The organism is Streptomyces sp. NPDC088147 (assembly GCF_044741565.1).
In the GTDB taxonomy this organism is placed as follows: domain Bacteria; phylum Actinomycetota; class Actinomycetes; order Streptomycetales; family Streptomycetaceae; genus Streptomyces.
Genome location: NZ_JBIUSY010000004.1, coordinates 42810 through 67499 on the forward strand (window position 1 = coordinate 42810; position 24690 = coordinate 67499).

At 70.8% G+C, this 24690-nt stretch carries 21 protein-coding genes; 13 read left to right on the plus strand and 8 right to left on the minus strand.

Going from position 1 to position 24690, the window contains the following annotated elements:
- Window positions 1-279: 279 nt before the first annotated feature.
- The 4 genes from ACIOGX_RS15375 to ACIOGX_RS15390 form a co-directional block, all read right to left on the minus strand.
- Window positions 280-1461 carry an ROK family transcriptional regulator gene (locus tag ACIOGX_RS15375; RefSeq protein WP_356510023.1) on the minus strand — a complete coding sequence of 394 codons (1182 nt, stop codon included), beginning with the start codon at window positions 1459-1461 and terminating at the stop codon, window positions 280-282.
- 207 nt (window positions 1462-1668) lie between these two features.
- On the minus strand, window positions 1669-2346 hold the full coding sequence (locus ACIOGX_RS15380; protein WP_030350461.1) for a GntR family transcriptional regulator: 678 nt from the start codon (window positions 2344-2346) through the stop codon (window positions 1669-1671).
- A gap of 115 nt (window positions 2347-2461) precedes the next feature.
- On the minus strand, window positions 2462-3409 hold the full coding sequence (locus tag ACIOGX_RS15385) for a beta-ketoacyl-ACP synthase III (protein WP_356510025.1): 948 nt from the start codon (window positions 3407-3409) through the stop codon (window positions 2462-2464).
- Window positions 3410-3628: 219 nt separating this feature from the next.
- Window positions 3629-5008, minus strand: coding sequence for an OFA family MFS transporter (locus ACIOGX_RS15390; protein ID WP_401913499.1), 1380 nt, complete (start codon window positions 5006-5008; stop codon window positions 3629-3631).
- Window positions 5009-5215: 207 nt separating this feature from the next.
- Here ACIOGX_RS15390 and ACIOGX_RS15395 point away from each other — a divergent pair, with 207 nt between their 5' ends.
- The 5 genes from ACIOGX_RS15395 to fdhD all read left to right on the plus strand — a co-directional run bounded on the left by ACIOGX_RS15395 (window position 5216) and on the right by fdhD (window position 11879).
- The gene (locus tag ACIOGX_RS15395) at window positions 5216-6193 is read left to right on the plus strand and encodes a 2-dehydropantoate 2-reductase (protein WP_356510029.1); all 978 of its coding nucleotides are present in this window, start codon (window positions 5216-5218) and stop codon (window positions 6191-6193) included.
- 128 nt (window positions 6194-6321) lie between these two features.
- On the plus strand, window positions 6322-8247 hold the full coding sequence (locus ACIOGX_RS15400) for a molybdopterin oxidoreductase family protein (protein ID WP_401913502.1): 1926 nt from the start codon (window positions 6322-6324) through the stop codon (window positions 8245-8247).
- Window positions 8248-8253: 6 nt separating this feature from the next.
- Window positions 8254-10143, plus strand: a complete 1890-nt coding sequence (locus ACIOGX_RS15405; RefSeq protein ID WP_356510033.1) for an NAD(P)H-dependent oxidoreductase subunit E — start codon at window positions 8254-8256, stop codon at window positions 10141-10143.
- Window positions 10140-10997 (plus strand): 2Fe-2S iron-sulfur cluster-binding protein, encoded by an 858-nt coding sequence (locus ACIOGX_RS15410; protein ID WP_129768049.1) that lies wholly within the window; start codon window positions 10140-10142, stop codon window positions 10995-10997. Before ACIOGX_RS15405 ends, ACIOGX_RS15410 begins: the two co-directional genes overlap by 4 nt.
- A 42-nt stretch (window positions 10998-11039) precedes the next feature.
- Window positions 11040-11879: a formate dehydrogenase accessory sulfurtransferase FdhD gene (fdhD, locus tag ACIOGX_RS15415; protein WP_356510035.1), complete on the plus strand. Its 840-nt coding sequence runs from the start codon at window positions 11040-11042 to the stop codon at window positions 11877-11879.
- 198 nt (window positions 11880-12077) lie between these two features.
- On the opposite strand, the gene ACIOGX_RS15420 is transcribed toward fdhD, so the two are convergent.
- The gene (locus ACIOGX_RS15420; RefSeq protein ID WP_401913507.1) at window positions 12078-13145 is read right to left on the minus strand and encodes a bile acid:sodium symporter family protein; all 1068 of its coding nucleotides are present in this window, start codon (window positions 13143-13145) and stop codon (window positions 12078-12080) included.
- A gap of 126 nt (window positions 13146-13271) precedes the next feature.
- On the opposite strand from ACIOGX_RS15420, the gene ACIOGX_RS15425 reads away from it, so the two are divergent.
- The 3 genes from ACIOGX_RS15425 to ACIOGX_RS15435 all read left to right on the plus strand — a co-directional run bounded on the left by ACIOGX_RS15425 (window position 13272) and on the right by ACIOGX_RS15435 (window position 17189).
- Window positions 13272-14153 (plus strand): LysR substrate-binding domain-containing protein, encoded by an 882-nt coding sequence (locus ACIOGX_RS15425; protein ID WP_129768052.1) that lies wholly within the window; start codon window positions 13272-13274, stop codon window positions 14151-14153.
- Window positions 14154-14441: 288 nt separating this feature from the next.
- Window positions 14442-16265: an AMP-binding protein gene (locus tag ACIOGX_RS15430; protein ID WP_356510041.1), complete on the plus strand. Its 1824-nt coding sequence runs from the start codon at window positions 14442-14444 to the stop codon at window positions 16263-16265.
- Between the two features lie 93 nt (window positions 16266-16358).
- Window positions 16359-17189, plus strand: a complete 831-nt coding sequence (locus tag ACIOGX_RS15435; RefSeq protein WP_356510043.1) for an aldo/keto reductase — start codon at window positions 16359-16361, stop codon at window positions 17187-17189.
- 69 nt (window positions 17190-17258) lie between these two features.
- Here ACIOGX_RS15435 and ACIOGX_RS15440 read toward each other — a convergent pair whose 3' ends face one another.
- Both ACIOGX_RS15440 and ACIOGX_RS15445 read right to left on the minus strand, forming a co-directional pair.
- Window positions 17259-18212 carry an AraC family transcriptional regulator gene (locus tag ACIOGX_RS15440; protein ID WP_356510045.1) on the minus strand — a complete coding sequence of 318 codons (954 nt, stop codon included), beginning with the start codon at window positions 18210-18212 and terminating at the stop codon, window positions 17259-17261.
- 79 nt (window positions 18213-18291) lie between these two features.
- Window positions 18292-18597 carry a 4a-hydroxytetrahydrobiopterin dehydratase gene (locus ACIOGX_RS15445; RefSeq protein ID WP_356510047.1) on the minus strand — a complete coding sequence of 102 codons (306 nt, stop codon included), beginning with the start codon at window positions 18595-18597 and terminating at the stop codon, window positions 18292-18294.
- A 142-nt stretch (window positions 18598-18739) separates the two neighbouring features.
- Between ACIOGX_RS15445 and ACIOGX_RS15450 the strand changes: the two genes are divergently transcribed.
- Together ACIOGX_RS15450 and ACIOGX_RS15455 are read left to right on the plus strand one after the other, a co-directional pair.
- Window positions 18740-19597 (plus strand): helix-turn-helix domain-containing protein, encoded by an 858-nt coding sequence (locus ACIOGX_RS15450; RefSeq protein ID WP_401914202.1) that lies wholly within the window; start codon window positions 18740-18742, stop codon window positions 19595-19597.
- Between the two features lie 66 nt (window positions 19598-19663).
- Complete coding sequence (locus ACIOGX_RS15455; protein ID WP_401913513.1) at window positions 19664-20812, plus strand: serine hydrolase domain-containing protein; 1149 nt, start codon at window positions 19664-19666, stop codon at window positions 20810-20812.
- 55 nt (window positions 20813-20867) lie between these two features.
- Here ACIOGX_RS15455 and ACIOGX_RS15460 read toward each other — a convergent pair whose 3' ends face one another.
- On the minus strand, window positions 20868-22214 hold the full coding sequence (locus ACIOGX_RS15460; protein ID WP_401914205.1) for a hypothetical protein: 1347 nt from the start codon (window positions 22212-22214) through the stop codon (window positions 20868-20870).
- Window positions 22215-22540: 326 nt separating this feature from the next.
- On the opposite strand from ACIOGX_RS15460, the gene ACIOGX_RS15465 reads away from it, so the two are divergent.
- The 3 genes from ACIOGX_RS15465 to ACIOGX_RS15475 are packed head-to-tail and all read left to right on the plus strand — an operon-like array spanning window position 22541 to window position 24688.
- Window positions 22541-23818 carry a molybdopterin-dependent oxidoreductase gene (locus ACIOGX_RS15465; protein WP_401766591.1) on the plus strand — a complete coding sequence of 426 codons (1278 nt, stop codon included), beginning with the start codon at window positions 22541-22543 and terminating at the stop codon, window positions 23816-23818.
- The gene (locus ACIOGX_RS15470) at window positions 23815-24393 is read left to right on the plus strand and encodes a hypothetical protein (protein ID WP_356510529.1); all 579 of its coding nucleotides are present in this window, start codon (window positions 23815-23817) and stop codon (window positions 24391-24393) included. Before ACIOGX_RS15465 ends, ACIOGX_RS15470 begins: the two co-directional genes overlap by 4 nt.
- 43 nt (window positions 24394-24436) lie before the next feature.
- Window positions 24437-24688 (plus strand): hypothetical protein, encoded by a 252-nt coding sequence (locus ACIOGX_RS15475; protein ID WP_356510053.1) that lies wholly within the window; start codon window positions 24437-24439, stop codon window positions 24686-24688.
- Window positions 24689-24690: the final 2 nt, after the last annotated feature.

Below are 24690 nucleotides of genomic sequence, written 5' to 3' on the forward strand. Positions count from 1 at the left end.
CGTGCGGGTGACGCGGCTCGTACGGGTACTGCGGCTCGCGCCTGCTGCGGTGTTGACGGGCGGTGCGGCTCGTGCGTGGTGCTGGTGTGACGGGTACTGCGGCTCGTGCGTACTGCCGGTGTGACGGTGGTGCGGCTCGTGCGTGGTGCCGGTGTGACGGGTACAGCGGTTGTCCGTGGTGCCGGTGTTACCGATGGAGCGGTGGTGTTTCGGATGGAGCGGTGGTGTTTCGGATGGAGCGGTGGTGTCCGGTGGTGCGCTGCCGGCCCCGGACGGGCGTCAGGCCGGCGAGAACAGGTGGTCGCTGATGAGCCGGGCCGCGCCGGTGACTCCGGCGGTCGGGCCCAACTCCCCCAGGACTATGGGGAGATTGCCGGTGGCCAGCGGCAGGGACTGCCGGTAGACCTGGGTACGTACGCTGGCCAGCAGCGTGTGACCGAGACCGGTCACCCCGCCGCCGATCACCACGAGGCCCGGGTTGAAGAAGCTGACGAGCCCGGCGATGACCTGGCCGACGCGGTTGCCGCCGGTCCGGATGAGATCGAGTGCGGCGGGGTCACCGGCGGCGGCCGCCGCGGCGACATCCACGGCGGAGAGCCGGTCCGTGGCCTCCAGCCGGGCGGCCAGCTCGGGCGAGCGGCCGGAGCGCGCGGCTTCCTCGGCGTCCCGGGCGAGGGCGGCGCCGCTGAAGTAGGCCTCCAGGCAGCCCTTGTTGCCACAGGCGCAGGCGCGGCCGTCCAGCTCGACCTGGATGTGTCCGATGTCGCCGGCGCTGCCGGTCGTACCGCGGTAGACCTCGCCGCCGACGACGATCCCGCAGCCGATACCGGTACCGATCTTGACGCAGAGGAAGTCACCGACCGAGCGTGCGACGCCCGCGTGCTGCTCCCCCATCGCCATCAGGTTCACATCGTTGTCGACCATGACCGGGCAGCCGAGTTCCTGGCTGAGCGCCTCCCGTACGGGGAAGCCGTCCCAGCCCGGCATGATCGGCGGCGCGACCGGGACACCCTCGGGGAAGCGGACGGGTCCCGGCACGCCGATCCCGGCGCCGTCGAACTCGTCGGCGAGTCCGGAGACCTTGAGCTTGGCCGCCATGACGAGCACCTGCTCGAAGACGGCGACGGGGCCCTCGCGGACATCCATCGGGTGGTTGAGATGTCCCAGCACCTCCAGCTCCGCGTTGGTCACGGCGACATCGATGGAGGTGGCGCCGATGTCGACACCGAGGAAGCGCAGAGCGGGCGCCAGCCGGATGTTGTGGGAGCGCCGGCCGCCACGCGAGGCGGCGAGTCCGTCGGCGACCACCAGGCCGGTCTCCAGCAGCCGGTCCACCTCGACGGCGAGCTTGGAGCGCGAGAGATCGACCTGGTCACCCAGTTGCGCACGGGAGTTGGGGCCACCGTCGCGCAACAGCCTCAGCAGTCGCGCCTGATGCGCGTTCGCGGGTCGTGCGGTCATACGTCTCACGCGCCCCTCCCCGCCTTCTCGGCCTATGCGTCGGGCTTTCGAGGGAACGTAGCAGCGCTTGCCCGCAGGGGGAAGAAGTTGAGCGGGAATCAGTCCCAACTTTCTCCACACCGAGGACAAAGCCGCTTCGGGGCGTCGCTTTTGGAGTCCTTCGCACCTGCTTTTCGGGTCGGCGAGGAATGGTGGGACTTGAGGGGATCAGGACTCTTGCCTGTGGTGATACGTGTTGCGCGTGTGCTCCGTGTGCGCCTTCATGACTTCCGTCGCGCGCCGCTCGTCGCGCGTAGAAATCGCGGCGATCAGCTCCCGGTGCTCGATCCAGGACTGCTTGCCGCGCTGCCGGGCGACCGGCGTGTAGTACCAGCGCACCCGGCGGTCCACCTGCGCGGCCAGCTCGGCCAGAACGACGTTGCCCGCCAGCTCCATGACCTTGGCGTGGAAGGCGGCGTTGGTGGCGACGGTCAGATCCCTGTCATCATCGGCGACGGACTGCTCACCCTTGGCGCACAGCGCCTCCAGCTCGGCGATCCCCGCAGCGCCGGAGTTGGCCGCGGCCAGCCGGGCGGCCTCCGCCTCCAGGAGCGTACGGACCGACAGCAGCTGGTCCGCCTCGTCCTCGGTCGGCTCATGGACGAAGGCGCCCTGCGCCGGGCGCAGATCGACCCAGCCCTCGGTGTTGAGGCGCTGGAGGGCCTCGCGCACCGGCTGCCTGGACACCCCCAGATGACGCGCGAGTTCGCTCTCGACGAGGTGCTGACCGGGCTGGAGCGCCCGGGTCGTGATCAGTTCGAGCAGAGCCTCGTACACACGTTCACGCAGTGGTCCCGGTCGTTCGAGTTTAGGCACGGCACCTTGCGCCAACTTCGCGGACAACATCGCGTCCCCCTCCTGGCCGGCAGTGTCATTGACTGTAGCGATGGACCGATGTCACCAGGGGTGATGAGCATCAAGACATTGGCTATCGTCTACAGTCTACCGAGAACACCGGGATTCAGGGGCAGCGGATGACCTGACCCGCATAGGAGAGGTTTCCCCCGAAACCGAAGAGCAGTGCGGGCGCACCCGACGGAATCTCTCCGCGGTCCACGATTTTGGACAGGGCCATCGGGATCGACGCCGCGGACGTATTGCCCGAATCCACCACATCACGGGCGATGACCGCGTTGACCGCACCGATCTTCTGGGCCACGGGCTCGATGATCCGCAGATTCGCCTGATGCAGCACGACCGCGGCCAGCTCCTCGGGGGTGACGCCCGCCCGTTCGCAGACCCGCCGGGCGATCGGCGGCAGCTGGGTGGTCGCCCAGCGGTAGACGGACTGCCCCTCCTGGGCGAAGACCGGCGGGCTGCCCTCGATCCGTACCGCGTGGCCCATCTCCGGCACCGAGCCCCAGAGGACCGGGCCGATCCCCGGCTCCTCGTCCTCGCCCGCCGCCACGACGACCGCCGCGCCCGCGCCGTCACCGACCAATACGCAGGTCGAGCGATCGGTCCAGTCGGTGATCGCGGTCATTTTGTCCGCCCCGATCACCAGGACGCGGGAGGCGGAGCCCGCCCGTACGGCGTGGTCGGCGGTGGCGAGCGCGTGGGTGAAGCCCGCGCAGACGACATTGAGGTCCATGACGGCGGGCGAGCCCATGGAGAGCCGGGCGGCGACCCGGGCCGCGGTGTTCGGCGAGCGGTCGATGGCGGTGGAGGTGGCGACCAGCACCAGATCGATGTCCGCCGGGGTGAGCCCGGCCGAGGCGAGGGCCTTGGCGCCCGCGTGCGCGGCCAGTTCGTCCACCGGCTCGTCGGGCCCCGCCATATGGCGGGTTCTGATCCCCACCCGGCTGGTGATCCACGCGTCACTGGTGTCGACCATGCCCGCCAGGTCGTGATTGGTGAGCACCTTGGCGGGCTGATAGTGCCCGAGCGCGGCGATACGAGTGCCGGTCATGCCCGGGACCCCCTCTGGTTCGACGTCAGGAGTGCTCCAGTCTCGTCAGCGACTCACCGGTAGGGGTGCAGGTGAACCAACAGGATTCAGCCGCGCCGCTTGGAGACTCCATATCATCCGGTGAAAAGCTGGGCTGCCTTCAGTACCAGCTCATACACACCGTACGCGAGGGGGATCCCGACCCAAAGCCAGGCGAAGACGATCAGACCGGTACGCGGTTCAGGCCGCACGGTGTTCTTCGCTGGGGACGTGGTCATCTGCGGCCTCCCTGGGGGCGGGGACGTGGTGGCGCGGGTGGACGGGCCTGACCAGTTCATTGGCGACGAAGCCGATGACCAGCAGCCCGATCATGATGGTGAACGAGAGACCGTACAGCCCCGATCCGCTTCTGCCCGCCTCTTCCTGACTGTCCGCCACCCGGTTGACGATCAGCGGGCCGAGCACACCGGCGGTGGACCAGGCGGTGAGCAGCCGGCCGTGGATGGCACCCACCTGATAGGTGCCGAAGAGATCCTTGAGATAGGCGGGGATCGTGGCGAACCCGCCTCCGTAGAAGGACAGGATCACCAGCGCGCAGAGGACGAACAGCGGCTTGGAGGAGTCGCCGAACTGTGAGATCAGCAGATACATCACCGCGCCGACGCCGAGATAGACGCGGTACATGTTCTTCCGGCCGATCAGGTCCGAGGTGGAGGACCAGCCGATCCGGCCCGCCATGTTGGCGGCGGAGAGCAGCGCCACGAAACCGGCGGCGGCCGAGACACTGACGGGCGCGCCGGTCTCCGCGAAGAAGTCGGTGATCATCGGGGCGGCCTTCTCCAGGATCCCGATCCCCGCGGTGACGTTCATGCACAGGACGACCCACAGGCACCAGAACTGCGGGGTGCGCACGGCGGATCTGGCGGACACCTGCGCGGTGGAGATCAGCGCGCCCGCCGCGGGCTTCGCGGTCCCGGCGGCCGGCTTCGCCCCGCCGTCCCCGCCCTGCCGGTAGCCGGGTGGCGGTACGCGGACGAGCAGCACGCCGAGGGCCATGAACACCGCGTACACCAGCCCGTGCACCAGGAAGGCGAGCGCGATCCCCTTGCTCCCCGCACCGAACGAGTCCAGCATCTGCGCGGACCACGGTGAGGCGATGAGCGCGCCGCCGCCGAAGCCCATGATGGCGATGCCGGTGGCCATGCCGGGCCGGTCGGGGAACCACTTGATCAGGGTGGAGACGGGTGAGATGTAGCCGATGCCGAGGCCGATACCGCCGACGAAGCCATAGCCGAAGACGATCAGCCAGTACTGCTCGGTGACGGCACCGAGCGCGGAGATCAGAAAGCCCGACGAGAAACAGCAGAGAGCGACCGTCATCGCCCAGCGCGGCCCCTTGCGTTCGACGAGCGTGCCGCCGAAGGCCGCCGACAGGCCGAGCATGACGATGCCCAGCTGGAACGGGAGGGCGCTGGCGGTGCCGGAGAGGCCGAGCGCCGATTCGAGCGGCGGTTTGAACACGCTCCAGGCGTAGGCCTGGCCGATCGACAGGTGCACCGACAGCGCGGCGGGGGGCACCAGCCAGCGGCTCCAGCCGGCGGGCGCGAGTGGTGGCGTCATGGTCGGGAACTCTAGGAACCGACCGACCGGTAGGGAAGATCTCCGGCCGAGTTTGCCGACTGCATACCTTTCCGGAGCCTTGTCGACCAGAAGTACATACTGTAGACAATATATCGTCAACACGGAGTGTGATCAACAGCACAGCGAACAGACAGCGGAGTGTGACCCTTCCCTCGGTCTCCCTCAAACCGAACGGAGAGCCCCACAGTGAAAGTCGCAGTTGTCGGCGCCGGAGCGATCGGCGCCTATGTCGGAGCCGCTCTCGACCGAGCGGGTGCCGACGTCCACCTCATCGCCCGCGGACCGCATTTGTCCGCCATGCGGCAGCACGGAGTCAGAGTGCTCAGCCCACGCGGCGATTTCACCGCGCGGGTGCACGCCACCGACCGGCCGGAGGACATCGGTCCGGTCGACTATGTGTTCCTCGGACTGAAGGCCAACTCCTATGCGGCGTGCGGGCCGCTGGTGACGCCTCTACTCAAGGACAGTACGGCGGTCATCGCCGCCCAGAACGGCATTCCCTGGTGGTACTTCCACGGCCACGGCGGCCCGCACGACGGCCGGCGGGTCGAGAGCGTCGACCCGGGCGGCTCGGTCAGCGCCGTACTCCCACCCGAACGTGCGATCGGGTGTGTGGTGTACGCGGCGACGGAGCTGGAGGGACCGGGCATCGTCCGGCATCTCGAAGGCACCCGGTTCTCGATCGGCGAACCTGACCGCTCGGTGTCCGCGAGGTGTCTGGAATTCAGCGATGCCATGCGCACCGGAGGTCTCAAATGTCCGGTCGAGGCCGAGTTGCGCGAGGACATCTGGATCAAGCTCCTCGGCAATATCTCGTTCAATCCGATCAGCGCCCTCACCCGCGCCACCATGCGGGAGATGTGTCTGCACCGCTCCACCCGCGAGGTCATCGAGCTGATGATGTCGGAGGCCCTGCGGGTCGCCGAGGCGCTGGGCTGCCGCCCCGACATATCCGTCGAACGGCGGCTGGCCGGGGCGGAACGGGTCGGTGACCACCGGACCTCCACTCTCCAGGACCTGGAGAAGGGCAAGCCCCTGGAGCTGGATGTCCTGCTCGCCGCTGTCGTGGAACTCGCCACGATCAGTGATGTCCAGGTGCCGACGCTCCGCACGGTGGACGCGATCTCCGATCTGCTGGCCCGCGGTGTGACCGCCGCCGCCTGACGGTCCGTCACCGATTCCCGGAGAGGCGGGTACGCGTCAAATCCCCGCACTGGGGTTCCCTCGCGTACCCGCCACCGGGATACTGTATGCAATGGGGCGCGGCCATCACTCCCAAAGGAGAGCGCAGCGTGAAGAAGCGAGATCGCACGCCGAAGACGTATGCCCGCATCACCCACCCCCTGGTGCGGGACCACAAGGGCGGCCCCCTCCGCAGGGCGACCTGGGACGAGGCGCTGGACCGCGCGGCCGAGGGCCTGGGCGCCGCACGCGGCGCGTTCGGGATGTTCTCCTGCGCCCGCGCCACCAACGAAATGAACTATGTGGCCCAGAAGTTCGCCCGTGTGGTGATGGGCACCAACAACGTGGACTCCTGCAACAGGACCTGTCACGCGCCGAGTGTGGCCGGACTCTCCGCCGTCTTCGGATCCGGCGGCGGCACCTCCTCGTACGGGGAGGTCGACCACACGGATCTGATCGTGATGTGGGGCTCCAACGCCCGCTTCGCCCACCCGATCTTCTTCCAGCACGTACTGCGGGGCATCAGGAACGGCGCGCGGATGTACGCCGTCGACCCCCGCCGTACCTCCACCGCCGAATGGGCCGAGAGCTGGCTGGGACTGAACGTCGGTACGGACATCCCGCTGGCCCACGCGGTCGGCCGCGAGATCATCCACGCGGGGCTGCACAACCGCTCGTTCATCGAGCGCGCCACCACCGGGTTCGAGGAGTACGCCGCCGAGGTCGAGCCGTGGACGCTGTCGGTGGCCGAGCAGGTGACCGGCGTACCGGCCGAGGCGATCCGCGAGCTCGCCCACGCCTACGCCCGCGCCGAACGGGCCCAGTTGTGCTGGACGCTGGGCATCACCGAACACCACAACGGCACCGACAACGTACGGGCGCTGATCAATCTCTCCCTCCTCACCGGGCACGTCGGCCGGTACGGCTCGGGCGTGCAGCCGCTGCGCGGCCAGAACAACGTGCAGGGCGGCGGCGACATGGGCGCCATCCCCAACCGGCTGCCCGGCTTCCAGGACATCCTGGAGCCCGGTGTCCGGCGGAAGTTCGAGACCGCGTGGGACACCGTCATCCAGCCGCACTACGGACTGAATCTGACGGACATGTTCGAGGCGATGGAGACCGGCGAGCTGAAGGCCGTCTACTGCATCGGCGAGAACCCCGCCCAGTCCGAGGCCGACAGCGAGCAGGCCGTGGAGCGGATGAAGCGGCTCGACTGTCTCGTGGTGCAGGACATCTTCCTCACCAAGACCGCCGAACTCGCCGATGTGGTGCTGCCCGCCACCGCCGCCTGGGCGGAGACGGACGGCACCACCACCAACAGCGAGCGCCGGGTACAGCGGGTGCGCAAGGCCGTCGAGCCGCCCGGCGAGGCGCGCGAGGACATCGACATCATCTGCGACCTGGCGGGCCGGCTCGGGCACGCCTGGAAGTACGCGGACGCCGAGTCGGTGTGGAACGAGCTGCGTTCGGTCTCCCCCGACCACTACGGCATGACCTACGAGCGGCTGGCGGAGCATCAGGGCATCCAGTGGCCCTGCCCGGACACGGACAAGCTCGAACCGACCTATCTGCACGGCAGGTTGTGGGAGCCGGACCCGGCCAGGCGCGGCAGGCTCGCGCCCTTCGGCATCGTCAAGCATGACCCCCCGGTCGATCTGACGGACGATCAGTACCCGATCAGGCTCACCACGGGACGCCGGCTCGACTCGTACAACACCGGGGTGCAGAGCGGGAGTTTCGCCTCCCCGCTGCGGCGCGGCGAGTACGTCGAGCTGTGCCCGGAGGACGCCGAGCGGTACGGGGTGACGGTGGGCGAGGAGGTCCGTATCTCGTCGCGGCGCGGCACCGTACAGGCACCGGTCTGGGTCGACCCGGGGCTCCGTCCCGGTCTGGCCTTCATGACCATGCACTTCCCGGACGAGGTGGACACCAACCAGCTGACCATCGAGGCCAATTGCCCGATCGCGGGCACCGCCGAGTTCAAGGCCTCGGCGATCCGGATCGAGAAGCTGCCCGCAGCGGCGTCGAGGAGCTGAGACTCAGTGGATCTGCACTTCGGTGACAGCAAACCGACCGACGAGGAGCGGGCGGCGGTCGACGCGCTGCTCGGCCCGCCGGCCTCGGCCTGGGAAGGCGCGGAGGACCGTACGGACACGGATCTGCGCTGGGCACGGGGCGGTCGCGAGGCCCGAGCGCGAAGAGACCTGCTGTTGCCGGGGTTGCACGCGGTCAACGACCGCGTCGGCTGGATCAGCGAGGGCGCGCTGGACTACCTCTGCCGACGGCTCACGGTACCGCCGGCGGAGGCGTACGGCGTCGCCACGTTCTACGCGATGTTCGCGGTCACACCGCGCCCCGCGAAGGTGCTGCACGTCTGCACCGACCTGGCCTGCGCCGCCCATGGCTCCCAGGCGCTCTGCGCGAGCCTGGAAGAGCGGCTGGGCGCCGCGGGCACGCCCACGGGCGGCGCCGTCTGGCAGCCGAGCCCCTGTCTCGGCCTCTGCGAACGCGCCCCGGCGGCGCTGCTCATCCAGGCGGGGCCGGAGGAGGACGCCGGGGCGACGGAGCCGCCGTCCCGGCCGTACGCCACGGCCGTCGTCGCCCCCGCCACCGCCGAGGCGCTCGTCCTGGCCACGGCCGCGCCCGAGGCCGCGCCCGCGGAACCCGGCGCCGCGATGGCCGTACCGCAGGCCGGGCAGCCGGGGCTGACACTGCTCCGCCGCGTCGGGGTCGTCGATCCGTACAGCCTCGACGACTACCGGGCGCACGGCGGCTACGCGGCGCTGCGGCGGGCCTTCGACATCGGGCCCGCCGGAGTCATCAGAGAGGTCACCGACGCCGGTCTGGTCGGCCGCGGCGGCGCGGCCTTCCCCACCGGCCGCAAGTGGCAGGCCACCGCCTCGCAGCCGGCCCATCCGCACTATCTGGTCTGCAACGCCGACGAGTCGGAGCCCGGCACCTTCAAGGACCGTGTGGTCATGGAGGGCGATCCGTACTCCCTGATCGAGTCGATGACCATCGCCGGATACGCGGTCGGCGCGCACCACGGCTATCTCTATCTGCGCGGCGAGTATCCACGCGCCCTGCGCCTCCTCCGGAACGCGATCGACCAGGCGCGCGCCCGCGGCCTGCTCGGGGACGACATCCTCGGCCAGGGATTCGCCTTCGACATCGAGATCCGGCGCGGTGCGGGCGCGTACATCTGCGGCGAGGAGACCGCGCTGTTCAACTCCATCGAGGGCTACCGCGGCGAGCCGCGCTCCAAGCCGCCCTTCCCGGTGGAACAGGGCCTGTTCGGCAAGCCGACCGCCGAGAACAACGTCGAGACCCTGATCAACGTGCTGCCGATCCTGACCGGCGGCGCCCAGGCGTACGCGGCGATCGGCACAGCCCAGTCCACCGGGCCCAAGCTGTTCTGTGTCTCCGGCAGTGTGTCGCGCCCCGGAATCTACGAACTGCCCTTCGGCGCCACCCTGGGCGAACTGCTCGATCTGGCGGGCACACCGGGCGAGGTGCGCGCGATCCTGCTCGGCGGCGCCGCGGGCGGGTTCGTACGGCCCGACGAGCGGGACATCCCGCTGACCTTCGAGGGGACGAGAGCGGCCGGCACCACACTCGGATCCGGTGTGGTGCTGGTGATGGACGACACCGTGCGACTGCCGCGGATGCTGCTGCGCATCGCCGAGTTCTTCCGCGACGAGTCCTGCGGGCAGTGTGTGCCCTGCCGGGTCGGCACGGTACGGCAGGAGGAAGCCCTGCACCGGATCCTGGACCGCACGGGCGCCGAGGCCGCCGGGGACGTCGCGCTGCTGCGCGAGGTCGGCCGGGCCATGAAGGACGCGTCCATCTGCGGTCTCGGACAGACCGCGTGGAACGCCGTCGAGTCCGCCATCGACCGTCTGGACGTCTTCGAGTCAAGGGGTGCCGAGTGACCGCGATACCGCTTCAACCACCGCGCCGGCTCATCGAGTTCACCCTGGACGGCCAGGAGACCCGGGTACCGGAGGGGTCCACACTGCTCGACGCCTGCCGGGCCGCGGGCAAGGACATCCCGACGCTCTGCGAGGGCGACACACTCACCCCCAAGAACGCCTGCCGGGTGTGCGTCGTCGAGGTCGAGGGCGCCCGTACACTGGCGCCCGCCTGCTCGCGCCGCGCGGAGGCGGGCATGGACGTCCGTACGGACACCGAGCGCGCCCGGCACAGCCGGAAGATCGTCCTCGAACTCCTCGCCTCGTCGACCGATCTCTCCACCACCCCGAGGGCCGCGGAGTGGCTCAAGGAGTACGACGCGAAGCCCGAGCGCTTCGGGCCCGACGCGGCCAGGCTGAACGAGGAACCGAAGATCGACAATGATCTGTACGTCCGCGACTACGACAAGTGCATCCAGTGCTACAAGTGTGTCGACGCATGCGGCGAGCAGTGGCAGAATTCCTTCGCGATCTCCGTTGCGGGCCGCGGCTTCGACGCCCGTATCTCCACCGAGCACGACACACCGCTCACCGATTCGGCCTGTGTCTACTGCGGTAACTGCATCGAGGTCTGCCCGACCGGAGCACTCAGCTTCAAGTCGGAATTCGACATGCGGGAGGCCGGCACCTGGAACGAACCGGCCCAGACGGAGACCACCACGATCTGCGCCTACTGCGGCGTCGGCTGCAATCTGACACTGCACGTGCAGGACAATGAGATCGTGAAGGTCACCTCGCCGCACGACAACCCGGTGACCCACGGAAACCTCTGCATCAAGGGCCGTTTCGGCTACCAGCACGTACAGCAGCACTGACAGCAGCACTGACTTCGGCACCGACGAGTAGGACTGGATCACATGGGACGGGTCACCGAGCGCCGCCGCACCATCCGTATCCGGGACGGAGCTGTCTCGACCCGCCCCGACACCCTGGTGGCGGAAGAGCCGCTGGAAATCCGGCTGAACGGCAAGCCCCTCGCCATCACCATGCGCACGCCGGGCGACGACTTCGCGCTCGCGGCGGGCTTCCTGGTCAGCGAAGGGGTCCTGGCGGCGGGGTCCGACGTCCAGTCCATCGTGTACTGCGCCGGAGCGAAGGACGACGGCTCGAACACGTACAACGTGGTCGACGTACGGCTGGCGCCGGGAGTACCCGTGCCGGACATCACGCTGGAGCGCAATGTCTACACGACCTCGTCGTGCGGGCTGTGCGGCAAGGCCAGCCTGGACGCCGTACGGACCACCGCCCGGTTCCCGATCAGTGACACTCCCCCGGTCCGCGTCGAACCCGCGCTGCTCTCCGGTCTCCCCGACCGGCTGCGAGCGGCACAGCAGGTCTTCGACAGGACCGGGGGCCTCCACGCGGCGGCGCTGTTCTCCGAGGACGGCGAGATGCTCGACATCCGGGAGGACGTCGGCCGCCACAACGCCGTCGACAAGCTCGTCGGCCGGGCACTGCGGCAGGACCTGCTGCCGCTCTCCCGGGCGATCCTGCTCGTCTCCGGCCGCGCTTCTTTCGAACTCGCACAGAAAGCCGTGATGGCGGGCATTCCTGTGCTGGCGGCGGTGTCGGCGCCTTCGTCGCTCGCCGTCGACCTCGCCGCGGAGACCGGGCTCACGCTCGTCGGCTTCCTCCGCGGCACCTCCATGAACGTGTACGCGGGGGACGGGAGGATCGCCCTTCACACCGGGGTCTGACCACCCCCGCTGCACGGAACAGGGCCCGGCCGGCGGGGAGCGCCCCCTGCGTCGGCCGGGTCCTTTCTTCTTTTCTGTGAGGCTCGGTTCGCCTCCGGGGCGCTTCGAGCCGACGCCGTGAGGCCCACCGTGCTCGATTCGCTCGTTCCTCACGAACCTCCGCGCGCTCGGCCTCACGGCGTCGGCGCGCCCTTCGGCTCACTCGCCGGCGGACGTGGAGACGGGCGTACGGATCGAGGCGGGCCGCTTCCGGGGCCCTGGGACATCCGGTCGCCGCGGCGGCTCGGAAGCCTTCGCCCGGCGCTTCGCGATCACCGCGCACACCATCAACTGCATCTGGTGGAACAGCATCAGCGGCAGCACGGCCAGGCTCGCCTGCGCGCCGAACAGCACGCTCGCCATGGGCAGCCCCGCCGCCAGGCTCTTCTTCGATCCGGCGAACTGGATCGCGATCCGGTCCGCGCGGCCGAAGCCCAGGCGCTTGCCGCCGTACCAGCTCAGCGAGAGCATCACGGCGAGCAGCACCGCCTCGACGCCCAGCAGCACCGCCAGCCTGGCGGGGGTCACCTGGTGCCAGATGCCCGCGGCCATGCCCTGGCTGAACGCGGTGTAGACGACCAGCAGGACCGAGCCCCGGTCGACCAGGCCGAGCAGTGTGCGGTGGCGGGTGAGGAAGCCGACGATCCAGCGGCGCAGCAACTGGCCCGCGAGGAACGGCAGCAGCAGTTGCGCGACGATCTTGAACAGCGAGTCGGCGGAGAAGCCGGTCGTCCCGCCGCCGATCAGCAGCGCCGCGAGCAGGGGGGTGATCACGATGCCGACGAGGCTGGAGAACGATCCGGCGCAGATCGCGGCGGCCACATTGCCGCGGGCGATGGAGGTGAAGGCGATGGACGACTGGACCGTGGAGGGCACCAGGCAGAGGAAGAGCAGTCCGCTGTAGAGCTCGGGGGTCAGGGCGAACGGTACGAGCCCCCGCGCCGCCAGCCCCAGCAGCGGGAAGAGCAGGAACGTACAGGCGAGGACGGTCAGATGGAGCCGCCAGTGCTTCAGCCCGTCGACCATCTCGCGGGTGGAGAGCCGTGCCCCGTAGAGGAAGAACAGCAGCGCCACCGCGCCCGTCGAGGCCCCGCCCGCGACCTCGGCGACCGTGCCGGAGGCCGGCAGCAGCGCGGCGAGGGCGACGGTTCCGATGAGCGCCAGGATGTAGGGGTCGACAGGCAGCCAGGAGGGGATCCGGATGCGCGGGGAAGGACGGCGGTTCATGTGCTCCACTACTGGCTGTCGGTACAGTGCGTGCCTCCCCATGCTCCCCCTGTTCTCCATGATCGGGAATCCCGCATACCACTCTCACTGTCATCGCGGCCCGTGATAACGCTCTAACCTGGCGGTATGTACGACCCACGACAGCTGCGCACCTTCCTTGCCGTGGCCCAGACCCTGAGTTTCACGCAGGCCGCGCACCGGCTCGGGCTGCGGCAGTCCACGGTGAGCCAGCACATCCGCCGTCTTGAGGAGGCGACGGGGCGGCTGCTGTTCACCCGGGACACGCACAGCGTGGAGCTGACCGAGGACGGCGAGGCCATGCTCGGCTTCGCCCGGACGATCCTGGCGGCCCACGACCGGGCGGCGGCCTACTTCACCGGGACCCGGCTGCGCGGCCGGCTCAGGTTCGGCGCCTCGGAGGACTTCGTCCTCACCCGGCTCCCGGAGATCCTGGAGACCTTCCGGCGCGACCATCCCGAGGTCGACCTGGAGCTGACCGTGGAGCTCTCCGGCATCCTGCACGAACAGCTGGCGGACGGCCGGCTCGATCTGGTGCTGGCCAAACGCCGCACGGGCGACCGCCACGGCGAACTGGTCTGGCAGTCCACCCTGGCCTGGATCGGGGCGCCACAGCTGCGTCTGGACCCGGAGCGTCCGGTCCCGCTGATCGCCTTTCCGCCGCCCGCCCTCACCCGCGCCCGCGCGCTGGAGGTGCTGGAGGCGCACGACCGGCGCTGGCGCATCGCGTGTACGAGCGGCAGCCTGAGCGGGCTGATCGCGGCGGCCCGCGCGGGGCTCGGCGTCATGGCGCACACCAGGGGGCTGATACCGCCGGGCCTGGTGCCGGTCCCGGCGAAGGCCGGGCTGCCCGAGCTGGGCGGCGTGGACTTCGTCCTGCTGCACGGCCGGCGGCGCGGCCGCCCGGAGACCCAGGAGGCGGCGGACGCGCTGGCGGCGGCGATCCTGGCGGGCGGCGACCGGCTGCACCGTCCGGCGGCGGACAGCTGACGGTCGCCGGGCCCGTGGCGGGCCGCGCACGGACGACACCACAGGTACAGACCAAGGCCCCCGCTCGGTAGAGCGCGCGTGACAGCGGCGTACGGATTCGGTGGAGATTCCCCCGCCGGCCACTTACTCCACGGTCAGATGTCTGGCACATGCCTGCGAAAGCGGGCTCGAATCGGGCGCTGACCTGTGGCGATACGGCTTCGCTCCGGTTCGCGGACGCTCTCCCCCCGGAACGCCCGTTGGGGTACCGTCACCCGCGCTGTGCGGAGCGCCACAAGGAGCAGGTCATTGCGCGAGTTCACCGTCCCCCCTCTGCCGGCCGCCCCCCACGTCGGTGGGCTCGCGGACGCCGTGTTCGATCATGCCGTCGACGATCCGCGACGGATCGCGCTCGGCCGCAAGGACGAGCGCGGCCAGTGGTGGGACATGACCTCGGCCGCGTTCCGCGACGAGGTGCTGGCGCTGGCCAAGGGGCTGCTGGCACACGGCGTACGGTTCGGCGACCGGGTCGCGATCATGTCCCGTACCCGCTACGAGTGGACGCTCTTCGACTTCGCGCTCTGGGCGGTCGGCGCGCAGTCCGTACCGGTCTATCCCACGTCCTCGGCCGAACAGGTCTACTGGATGCTGTACGACGCCGAGGTCTCGGCCTGCATGGTCGAACACGAGGACCACGCCATGACCATCGGTTCGGTCATCGACCGGCTGCCCCGGCTCAAACGGCTCTGGCAGCTGGACGCCGACGCGGTGGGCGAGCTGTTCGCGGCGGGCGCCGGGATCGACGACGAGGTGGTGCACCGGCACCGCAGGGCGGTGACCCCGGACTCCGTGGCCACGGTCATCTACACCTCGGGCACCACCGGACGCCCCAAGGGCTGTGTGATCACCCACGCCTGTTTCATGTTCGAGGCGGACACGGTCCTCACACGCTGGGAGCCCGTCTTCCGCGCGAAGGCCGGTGGCGAGACATCGACCCTGCTCTTCCTGCCGCTCGCGCATGTCTTCGGGCGGATGATCGAGATCGCGGCGATCCGCGGCCGGGTGAAGCTGGGCCATCAGCCCGTCCTCCAGGCGAGCGCGCTGCTGCCCGATCTGGTGGCGTTCCGGCCGTCGTTCATCCTGGCCGTGCCGTACATCTTCGAGAAGGTCTACCACGCGGCGCGCCGCAAGGCCGAGACGGACGGCAGGGCCGGGCCCTTCGACAAGGCCGTGGAGGTGGCGGTGCGGTACGCGGAGGCGCTGGAACACCGCGCCTTCGGCCTCGGTCCCGGCCCCTCGGCGACGCTGCGGGTACAGCACCAGTTCTTCGAGAAGGCCGTCTACAGCAAGGTCCGTGAGGCGATGGGCGGCCGGGTACGGCACGCCATGTCGGGCGGTTCGGCGATGGACCGGCGGCTCGGGCTGTTCTTCGCGGGCGCGGGCGTCACCGTCTACGAGGGGTACGGGCTCACCGAGTCCTGCGCGGCGGCCACCGCCAACCCGCCGGAACGCACCCGCTACGGCACGGTCGGCCAGCCGATCCCCGGCACCTCGGTGCATATCGCGGCGGACGGCGAGGTGTGGCTGAGCGGCGACCAGCTCTTCTCGGGCTATCTCAACGACCCCAAGTCCACCGACGCCGTCCTGCACGACGGCTGGCTGGCCACCGGTGATCTCGGGTCGCTCGACGAGGACGGCTATCTGACCATCACCGGCCGGAAGAAGGAGATCCTGGTCACCTCCGGCGGCAAGAGCGTCTCGCCCGGCGCGCTGGAGGACCGGGTACGGGCGCATCCGCTGGTGTCCCAGTGCATCGTGGTCGGCAACGACCGGCCGTACATCGCGGCGCTGGTGACCGTGGACCGGGAGGCCGTCGACCACTGGCTGTCCATCCAGGGCAGGTCACCGCTCAAACCCACCGATCTCGTACGGGACAAGGACCTGGAGACGGAGATCCGGCGTGCGGTGGTGGCCGCGAACACGGCGGTGTCCCAGGCCGAGTCGATCCGTACGTTCCGGATCCTCGCGCATCCGTTCAGCGAGGAACAGGGGCTGCTGACACCGTCGCTGAAGCTCAAGCGCAAGGCGATCGAGGCCGCCTACGCGGTCGAGGTGGACGCGCTCTACCGATGAGGTGCCCAGCGACTCGGCACGCGCGGGAATCCGCCCGCCGCCGTGACCGTTGTCCTCAGGAGAAGCTACCGACGACGTTAGGATCGACCGCTCGTGAGCAAGGTCCCCACCCTCACTCTCCACAACGGCATCGAGATGCCCCAGCTCGGCTTCGGCGTCTGGCAGGTTCCGGACGACGAGGCGGCGAGGGCCGTCGGCACCGCACTGGAGGCCGGCTACCGCAGCATCGACACCGCCGCCATCTACGGCAACGAGGAGGGCACGGGCAAGGCCATCGAGTCCTCCGGCATCGCCCGTGAGGAACTCTTCGTCACCACCAAGCTGTGGAACAGCGAGCAGGGGTACGACACGACGCTGCGCGCCTTCGACGCCTCGCTGGAGAAGCTGGGCCTGGAGTACCTCGATCTCTATCTGATCCACTGGCCGAGGCCGGCCGTCGACGCCTACGTCGACACCTACAGGGCGTTCGAGAAGCTCCTGAGCGACGGCCGCGTCAGGGCCATCGGTGTCTCCAACTTCCTTCCGGAGCACCTGGAGCGGCTGCTCGGCGAGACCTCCGTGGTCCCCGCCGTCAACCAGATCGAGCTGCACCCGCAGCTCCAGCAGGCGGCGTCCCGCGCCGTGCACGCGAAGCACTCCATCGCCACCGAGGCGTGGTCGCCGCTCGGCCAGGGCAAGGGGCTGCTCGACGTCCCGACGGTGGTCGCCATCGCGCACAAGCACGACAGGACCCCGGCGCAGGTCGTGCTCCGCTGGCACATCCAGCTGGGGAACGTGGTGATCCCCAAGTCCGTGACCCCGTCCAGGATCCGGGAGAACATCGACGTCTTCGGCTTCGAGCTGGACGCCGACGATCTGGCGGCGTTCGCCGCGCTGGACGAGGGCAAGCGCCTCGGTTCCGACCCGGCGGAGGTCAACGACTGACCCCTCCCCCGGACTCCCTGGCGCCGTCGGCCGGTTCCGGCCGGCGGCGCCGTGGTGCGCGGGCTCTCTCTAGAACGAGCCGACCGGCAGCGCGCCCGTCCGGTACTCCTGGGGGCTGACGCCGCGTACCCGTTTGAACGCCGCGCTCAGCGCGAACGAACCGCTGTAGCCGACCTTCCTGGCCACCGACTCGACCGTCGCGTCCGAGCCGCGCAGCAGGTCCCCGGCGAGCGCGAGCCGCCAGCCGGTGAGATACGCCATCGGGGGCTCGCCGACCAGCTCGGTGAAGCGGCGGGCGAGCCCGGCCCGTGAGACACCGCAGGCGGTGGCGAGCGAGGCGACCGTCCAGGGACGGGCCGGCTCGCTCTGGAGCAGCCGCAGGGCGTTGCCGACCGCCGGATCGGCCATGGCGCGGTACCAGCCGGGTGCTTCCGCGCCGGGCCGCGAGAACCACGCCCTGAGCACGGCGATCAGCATCAGATCGAGCACCCGGTCGAGCACCACGCTCTGGCCCGGCTCGTCCCGGGAGATCTCGTCGTCGAGCACGGGCATCAGCGGGCAGTTCCAGACATCGGCCGGCAGATGGAGCAGCGGCGGCAGCGCGTCCAGCAGCCGTCTGCTGACCTCGCCGTCCATCTGGTACGTACCGATGAGGACGCTCGTCCCGCCGTCGGGGGCGTTGCCCCAGGTGCGTACGCCCAGGTGCATGGACTGCGCGAGCGGCTCGCCCGCCAGGGTGCGGCAGGCGCCGCCGGGGCCGATCAGCGCGCGCGGAGCGGTGCCGGGGCTGTCGGCGGTGATGTACGGCTCGGGGCCGCGGGCGATCGCGACATCCCCGGGGCGCAGCGGCACCGGATCACCGCCCCCGTCGGGGACGATCCAGGCCTCGCCGCGGGTGACACACATCAGACACAGCGGGGCCCGGTCCTCGATCCGGACGGACCACGGCGGCTCCATCACCATGCGCAGCAGAAAGGCCCCGCGCGCCCGCGGCCCGTCGAGGAGTCCCGCCAGTACGTCCATGGTCACCAGCGTAAATGGACCGGCCGGAGGGCCGGTCGCGGGACCTGCGAGGGACCGGCCACGGGACCGGCGGCGTGCGTCAGGAGGCGCCGTGCGCGGGGGCGAACGCCTCGACGCGCCGCGCCAGTTCGAAGTCCCGGCCGGTGAGCGCGCCGCCCGCGTCATGCGTACTCACCGCCAGGGTGACGGTGTGGTAGCCCAGGGTCAGAGCGGAGTGGTGGTTCAACTCGTCCTGGATCCCGGCGATATGGACGACCATCGCGGTCGCCGCGAAGTGCGTGCCCAGCCGGTAGGTACGGGTCAGCGGACCGTTCTCCACGGACCAGCCGGGAAGCTCCCGCAGCCGGTCCTCGATCTCGTTCTGCGACAGCGGCTCGGTGGCCATGGCCGGGCTCCTTACGGGAACGGGCAGCGACGCGGCCGACGATACGTCGTCTCCGCGCGCCCCCGGGTCCGCCGTGCCGCGCGCACCCCGTACGCCCCTGCCGGGACCGGTGCATTACGGTCCTCGTATGGCAGCTCACGGTATGACGGCACAGGTCACGGCACCCGGCGTCACGCCGGCTCGTGCCGCCGGGCCGGGCGTCGGCCCCCTGCTGCGCGACTGGCGCAAGCGGCGTCGGGTCAGCCAGCTGGAGCTGTCGCTCCGGGCGGATTCGTCCGCCCGGCACATCAGCTTCATCGAGACGGGCCGGGCCCGTCCCAGCGAGGAGATGGTGCTGCGGCTCGCCGACCGGCTCGACGTACCGGTACGGGAACGCAACACGCTGCTGCTGGCGGCGGGTTACGCGCCCCGGTTCACGGAGACGGCGCTGGACGACCCGGCCATGGACGCCGTACGTGAGGGCCTGGACCGGCTGCTCCGGGGGTACGAGCCGTATCCGGCGGTCGTCGTGGACGGCACGTACACCGTGGTGGCCGCCAACCAGGGCGTCGCCATGCTGCTGGAGGGGGTGCCCGAGAAGCTGCTCGCTCCGCCGCTCAACTCGATGCGGCTCACCCTCCATCCGGAGGGTCTCGCTCCGCGCATCCGCAATCTGCGGGAGTGGCGCGGGCATCTGCTCGACCAGATGGAGCGCCAGCTCGCGCTGCACCGCTCCCCCGCGCTGCGCGCGGTGTACGACGAGGTCGCCGCGTATCCGCCGCCGGGGTCCGGGGCGTGGCGGGACGAGCCGCCCGAGGACGCGAGCGCGCTCCGTTCCGTCGCGGGGCCGAGCTTCGCGCTGCCGATGATCATCGAGCACTACGGGCGGGTGCTCTCCTTCCTGTCGTCCATCTCCACCTTCAACACCCCGATGGACGTGACCGTCGCCGAACTGGCCATCGAGACGTTCGTCCCGGCGGATCCGGCCACGGTCGCCTATCTGACCTCGCGCGCCGCGTGACGCACCGCGATGAGTTCTTGCCGTGTCGGGAGTCTCCCCTCCGACCGCACACGGGAAGGTGGACCGATGACCACTCTGCACAACACCCTGGAGAAGCATGTCGCCGACGGCTCGATGCCGGGAGCCGTGGGCCTGGTGGCCCTCGACGACCGGGTCGAGGTGGCGGCCGTCGGCTCCACCGACTTCGGTGGCACGTCCCCGATGGCCAGGGACTCGATCTTCCGTATCGCCTCGATGACCAAGCCCGTCACGGCGGCGGCGGTCATGATGCTGGTCGACGACGGGCTGATCGCGCTGGACGACCCGGTCGCGCCCTGGCTCCCGGAGCTGGCCTCACCGACCGTCGTCCGTACGCCGGTCGGTCCGGTGGACGACGTGATCCCGGCCGTCCGGGCGATCACCCTGGCCGATCTGCTCACCTTCCGCGCCGGGTACGGGTTCCCGTCCGACTTCTCGCTGCCCGCCGTCGCGCTGCTGTTCAGCGAGCTGATGCAGGGAGCGCCGCAGCCGCAGCACGTGGCGGCGCCCGACGCGTGGATGGCGACGCTGTCCCGTATCCCCCTGCTGCACCAGCCGGGAGACGTCTGGCTGTACAACACCTGCTCCGACATCCTGGGCGTGCTGATCGCCAGGGTCGCGGGCCGTCCGCTGTCCGAGTTCCTGGCGGAGCGGCTGTTCGAACCGCTCTCCATGACCGACACGGGATTCGAGGTACCGGCGGGCAAGCTCGACCGGTTCACCGGCTACTACGGGGCGGGTCCGACGGGCGGCCCCGAGCTGGTCGACGCCCCCGACGGCCAGTGGAGCAGCCCGCCCGCGTTCCCGTCCGGCGCCGGCGGGCTGGTCTCGACCGCCGACGACTGGTACGCCTTCGCCCGCATGCTGCTCGCCGAGGGGACGTTCGACGGCCACCGGCTGCTGTCGCCCGCGTCGGTCCGGCGGATGACCACCGACCACCTCACCCCGGCCCAGCGCGCGGCGAGCACGCTGTTCCTGGAGGGCCAGGGCTGGGGTTTCGGCGGCTCGGTCGATGTCGCGGAGACCGATCCCTGGACTGTGCCGGGACGGTACGGCTGGGTCGGCGGTACGGGCACGGCGGGGCATCTCGTCCCGTCCACCGGGGCGGTCACGATCCTGCTCAGCCAGCGGGCGATGACCGGCCCGACCCCGCCGCCGCTGATGCGGGACTTCTGGCGGTACGCGGCCGGCGTCTGAGCCCACGCCGCCCCGCGAGCCCCGGCGCCGCCCCGCGAGCCCCCGCGCGGCGCGGTCACCAGAGCGTCAGCAGCAGATGGTTGACGAGGAGAGCCAGGCCGGCCTGGGCCGCGAGCCAGCCGCGGTGGTCACGGCCGGGCAGCAGCGCGGCGGCGGCCGGCAGCCAGAGCGTGAACGGCAGCCAGATGCGCTCCGTCTCGGCCTTGCTCATCCCGGACAGATCCGCGACCAGCAGCGCCAGGAGCACGGCGGCCACCACCAGGGCGACCGTCCGGTCGGCGCTCCGTGGCCCCCGGCCGGTGCTGCGGTGCCCTCGCCCCGGACCCCGGGCGCCCCGGACGGCGGCCGGCAGGCGCCGGATCCCGGCGACGGCGGCGAGTCCCGCCGTGATCACCACACCGGCTCCATTGGCCCAGACCCAGTAGCCGTAGGGGCGGTCCCTGGCCACGCCCTGGTAGTAGCGCTCCACCAGCAGTCCGTACGCCTCCCACCACCGGAACCCGGCCAGCAGGAACACCACCGCCACCATCGCGAACCCCAGGGCAGCGAAACCCAGCACGGGCAGCGGCCGTGCCCGCCGGGCGAGGACGAGCACCGCCACGGCCGGGACGACCATCAGCGTCAGCCCGTACGACAGATGGACCGTCACCCCGAACAGCAGGCCGGAGCCGAGCGCGGCGGCCCGGGGCGCGCGGACGGTACGGGTGGCCGCGAGCGCCAGCAGGGCGAGCGCCCAGGCGGCGACGGCCGCGAAGTACCCGTCGGCGGAGGCGCCCACCCATACGGCGCCCGGGGCGAGGACGAGGAAGGGGGCCGCCGCGCGTGCCGCACGCCCGGCGCCCAGCGCGCGCAGCGTGACAAGGACGGCGACGGCCGTCGAGGCGCCGGTGACCACGCAGAACGCGCCGGCCCACGCGCCGCCGCCGAGCCCGATCCGGTCGAGTCCGACGAACGTCAGGACGGCGCCCGGCGGATGGCCCGCGATATGGGTCGGCCAGTTGTCCGGCGGGCCGATCAGGATGTGCCGGGTGAAGTCGCGCAGGGTGGCGGGGATGTCGTCGAACCGGTCGACACCGCTGAGATACTCGTGCCGGGTGGTCAGCCGGCCGGCCACGCCGCGCTGCCAGCCGTCCACCAGCGCCAGTGACCAGGTCCAGGCCAGCGCGGCGGCCCAACTGGCCCAGGTCAGCCGTCGCCAGGACAGCCGGGCGGCGAGGGGCGGACCGTACGCGGTCACCGCGACGGCGGTCAGCAGCGCCGGGAGCGTGCCGGGTCCGAGGTGCGGCATCCACTGGGCCAGCAGGGGCGGCCAGCTGACGTGAAGGGTCCCGTCGTAGTGGTCGATCAGGGTGCCGGCCACGGCGGCGACGGCGAAGAGCAGCGCGCCCGCCCCGGCCGCCATCAGGTCGGGCCTGCGGCCGGAGCGGTCCCCGGGGGCGGGCGGGGCGCACGCGGCGTTCGCCAATTCTGGGGCTTCCGGCGTTCCTGGGGCTCCTGGGGCTCCGGAGCCCGCGCCGGGGCGGGGTAGCAGGGTCACGGCGTCACGTTAGGCACGCGGTCCCGCGTCCGGGGGCGACCGACAGGCCACGTCATCGAACCGTCAGACTCTCCCGCCGTCCCGTCCCCCGCCGTCCGGTCTCCCGCCGTCCGGGTCGACGAGGACGGCGTCAGGGTTTCGTCATGAGTCGAAACCGCCTCCGGCTCGTTCCGCGCCCTACGGTCGCCGGTATGAAAGTCCCCGCCCGCCTCCTCCCGTCGTGGCGCAGCCCGCTGCGCGGGCCCTGGCTGACCTCCGTCTTCGCCGTGGTGCTGCTGATCGGTATCCCGGTCCTCTTCCTGACGGGGCTGGTGTCCTATCTCGCGTACAACCCCGATCTGTCCCCGGTCAACGACAAGACTCCCGACAAGGGGCTGCTCGGCTTCTATCTCTTCGCCTGGCCGACCGATCCCTACTGGCTCTACCGCGTCACGCAGGGCGTGCATGTGACCCTCGGGATCGTGCTCGTGCCGGTGCTGCTCGCGAAGCTGTGGTCGGTCGTGCCGAAGCTGTTCGTGATGCCGCCGGTGCGCTCGCCCGGCCACGCGCTGGACCGGCTGTCGCTGCTGTTCCTCGTCGGCGGCGGGCTGTTCGAGTTCATCACCGGCGTGCTCAACGTCCAGTTGGAGTACCTCTTCCCGGGGTCGTTCTATCCGCTGCACTTCTACGGGGCGTGGGTGTTCATCGGGGCGTTCGTCGCCCATGCCGCCCTGCGGCTGCCGCGTACGGTACGGGCGCTGCGCGGCCGGGATCTCCGGGCCGAGCTGCGGACTCCGGTGGCGCGGACCGTACCCGAGCCGCTGGACGAGACCGGTCTCGTCTCCCGCGATCCGGCGCCGCCCACCCTCTCGCGGCGCGGCGCGCTCGGGATGGTCGGGCTGGGCTCGCTGGCGCTGCTCGTGGTGACGGCCGGTCAGAGCATCGGCGGCCCGCTGCGCGGTACGGCGCTGCTCGCCCCGCACGGCCGGAATCCCGGTCCCGGCCCGAACGGCTTCCAGATCAACAAGACGGCGAGGTCCGTCGGGATCCGGGCGCGGGACGTCGGTCCCGACTGGCGGCTGACCGTACGGGGCGGCGGCCGGGAGACCGTACTGACCCGGGCCGAGCTGGAGCGGCTCCCCCGGCACCGCTCCGCGCTGCCGATCGCCTGCGTGGAGGGCTGGTCCACCTCCGACCAGCGCTGGGAGGGGGTCCGGCTGACCGATCTCGCCGCCCTGGTGGGGCTGGGGGACGCGGCGCCGAGCGTGTTCGTGGAGTCGGTGCAGTCACACGGCTCCTTCCGCGCGGTGGCGCTGCGGGACAACCAGGTACGCGATCCGCGCTCGCTGCTCGCGCTCCGGGTCAACGGCGCGGAGCTGTCGGCGGATCACGGCTATCCGGCGAGGATCATCGTGCCGGGCGCGCCGGGTGTGATGAACACCAAGTGGGTCCGGCGGCTGAGCTTCGGGGAGTCGTCATGGCCCGTATGAGAATGCCGCGGGTGAGCCCGCGGGAGCTGCGGGAGCTGCGCCGCCATCTGAACGTGCGCCGGCGCTTCCGCCGGCTGTACGGCGAGTCGCCGGGCCAGCTGCTCCTTCTGCTGGCCTCGTTCGCGCTCTGCGGATACGCCGGGGTCCGACTGCTCGCCGGCGACTGGCCGCTGATCGTGCTCTGGTTCGTGGGCGCGGCGGTGCTGCACGATCTCGTCCTGGTGCCGCTGTACACGCTCGGCGACCGTGCCGTCAGGGCCGCCCTGGCCCGGCCTCGGCGGCCGGTGCCGCGCGCCGGCGTCAACCACGTACGGGTTCCGGCCTTCCTCTCTCTGCTGTTGCTGCTGGTGTACTGGCCGCTGGTGCTGCGGACCCCGGAGCCGTACGAGCCGGCCACGCGGCTCGATATCGATGTCTTCCTGGGCCGCTGGCTGCTGATCACCGCCGCGCTGTTCGCGGTGTCCGCGGGCTGGCTGCTGGTCCGGGCCTGGCCGGATCTGTGGTCCCGCCGCCCGAAGGCGCCATGGCGGCGGCCACGTCCGGCCCCGTCGCCGGGCCGGTTGTCAGACCCATGACCCAGACTTGAGGGTCCGACAGATCCATCGAGAGGAAGCCGCGATGACCACCACCACGTCCGTCACATCGAGTCCGTCGGGTGAGTGCACCGCCGCGCGGGCCTATCTGCGCCTCCTGTCGGCGGTGCGCGCGGTTCTGGACGACCCGTCGCGGGCATCCCTCGCGGCGCCGCTGCTCGCCGCCCCGATCGCCGAGGCGGACGAGGCGCTCACCGCGGCGGGCCTGGCGGGCAACGAACGGGAGTTCCTCCATCTGGTGGCCGCGCAGGCGCTGGACCACCGGCCCCACACATGACC

Bases quoted from the DNA above. Each gene is read 5' to 3' on its own strand.
- ACIOGX_RS15450 (WP_401914202.1), top strand. From the start codon at position 18,740: ATGACGGCACAGGTCACGGCACCCGGCGTCACGCCGGCTCGTGCCGCC.
- fdhD (WP_356510035.1), top strand. From the start codon at position 11,040: ATGGGACGGGTCACCGAGCGCCGCCGCACCATCCGTATCCGGGACGGA.
- ACIOGX_RS15445 (WP_356510047.1), bottom strand. From the start codon at position 18,597: ATGGCCACCGAGCCGCTGTCGCAGAACGAGATCGAGGACCGGCTGCGG.
- ACIOGX_RS15460 (WP_401914205.1), bottom strand. From the start codon at position 22,214: ATGGCGGCCGGGGCGGGCGCGCTGCTCTTCGCCGTCGCCGCCGTGGCC.
- ACIOGX_RS15380 (WP_030350461.1), bottom strand. From the start codon at position 2,346: ATGTTGTCCGCGAAGTTGGCGCAAGGTGCCGTGCCTAAACTCGAACGA.
- ACIOGX_RS15385 (WP_356510025.1), bottom strand. From the start codon at position 3,409: ATGACCGGCACTCGTATCGCCGCGCTCGGGCACTATCAGCCCGCCAAG.
- ACIOGX_RS15470 (WP_356510529.1), top strand. From the start codon at position 23,815: ATGAGAATGCCGCGGGTGAGCCCGCGGGAGCTGCGGGAGCTGCGCCGC.
- ACIOGX_RS15465 (WP_401766591.1), top strand. From the start codon at position 22,541: ATGAAAGTCCCCGCCCGCCTCCTCCCGTCGTGGCGCAGCCCGCTGCGC.
- ACIOGX_RS15455 (WP_401913513.1), top strand. From the start codon at position 19,664: ATGACCACTCTGCACAACACCCTGGAGAAGCATGTCGCCGACGGCTCG.
- ACIOGX_RS15375 (WP_356510023.1), bottom strand. From the start codon at position 1,461: ATGACCGCACGACCCGCGAACGCGCATCAGGCGCGACTGCTGAGGCTG.
- ACIOGX_RS15420 (WP_401913507.1), bottom strand. From the start codon at position 13,145: ATGAACCGCCGTCCTTCCCCGCGCATCCGGATCCCCTCCTGGCTGCCT.
- ACIOGX_RS15425 (WP_129768052.1), top strand. From the start codon at position 13,272: ATGTACGACCCACGACAGCTGCGCACCTTCCTTGCCGTGGCCCAGACC.
- ACIOGX_RS15440 (WP_356510045.1), bottom strand. From the start codon at position 18,212: ATGGACGTACTGGCGGGACTCCTCGACGGGCCGCGGGCGCGCGGGGCC.
- ACIOGX_RS15475 (WP_356510053.1), top strand. From the start codon at position 24,437: ATGACCACCACCACGTCCGTCACATCGAGTCCGTCGGGTGAGTGCACC.
- ACIOGX_RS15390 (WP_401913499.1), bottom strand. From the start codon at position 5,008: ATGACGCCACCACTCGCGCCCGCCGGCTGGAGCCGCTGGCTGGTGCCC.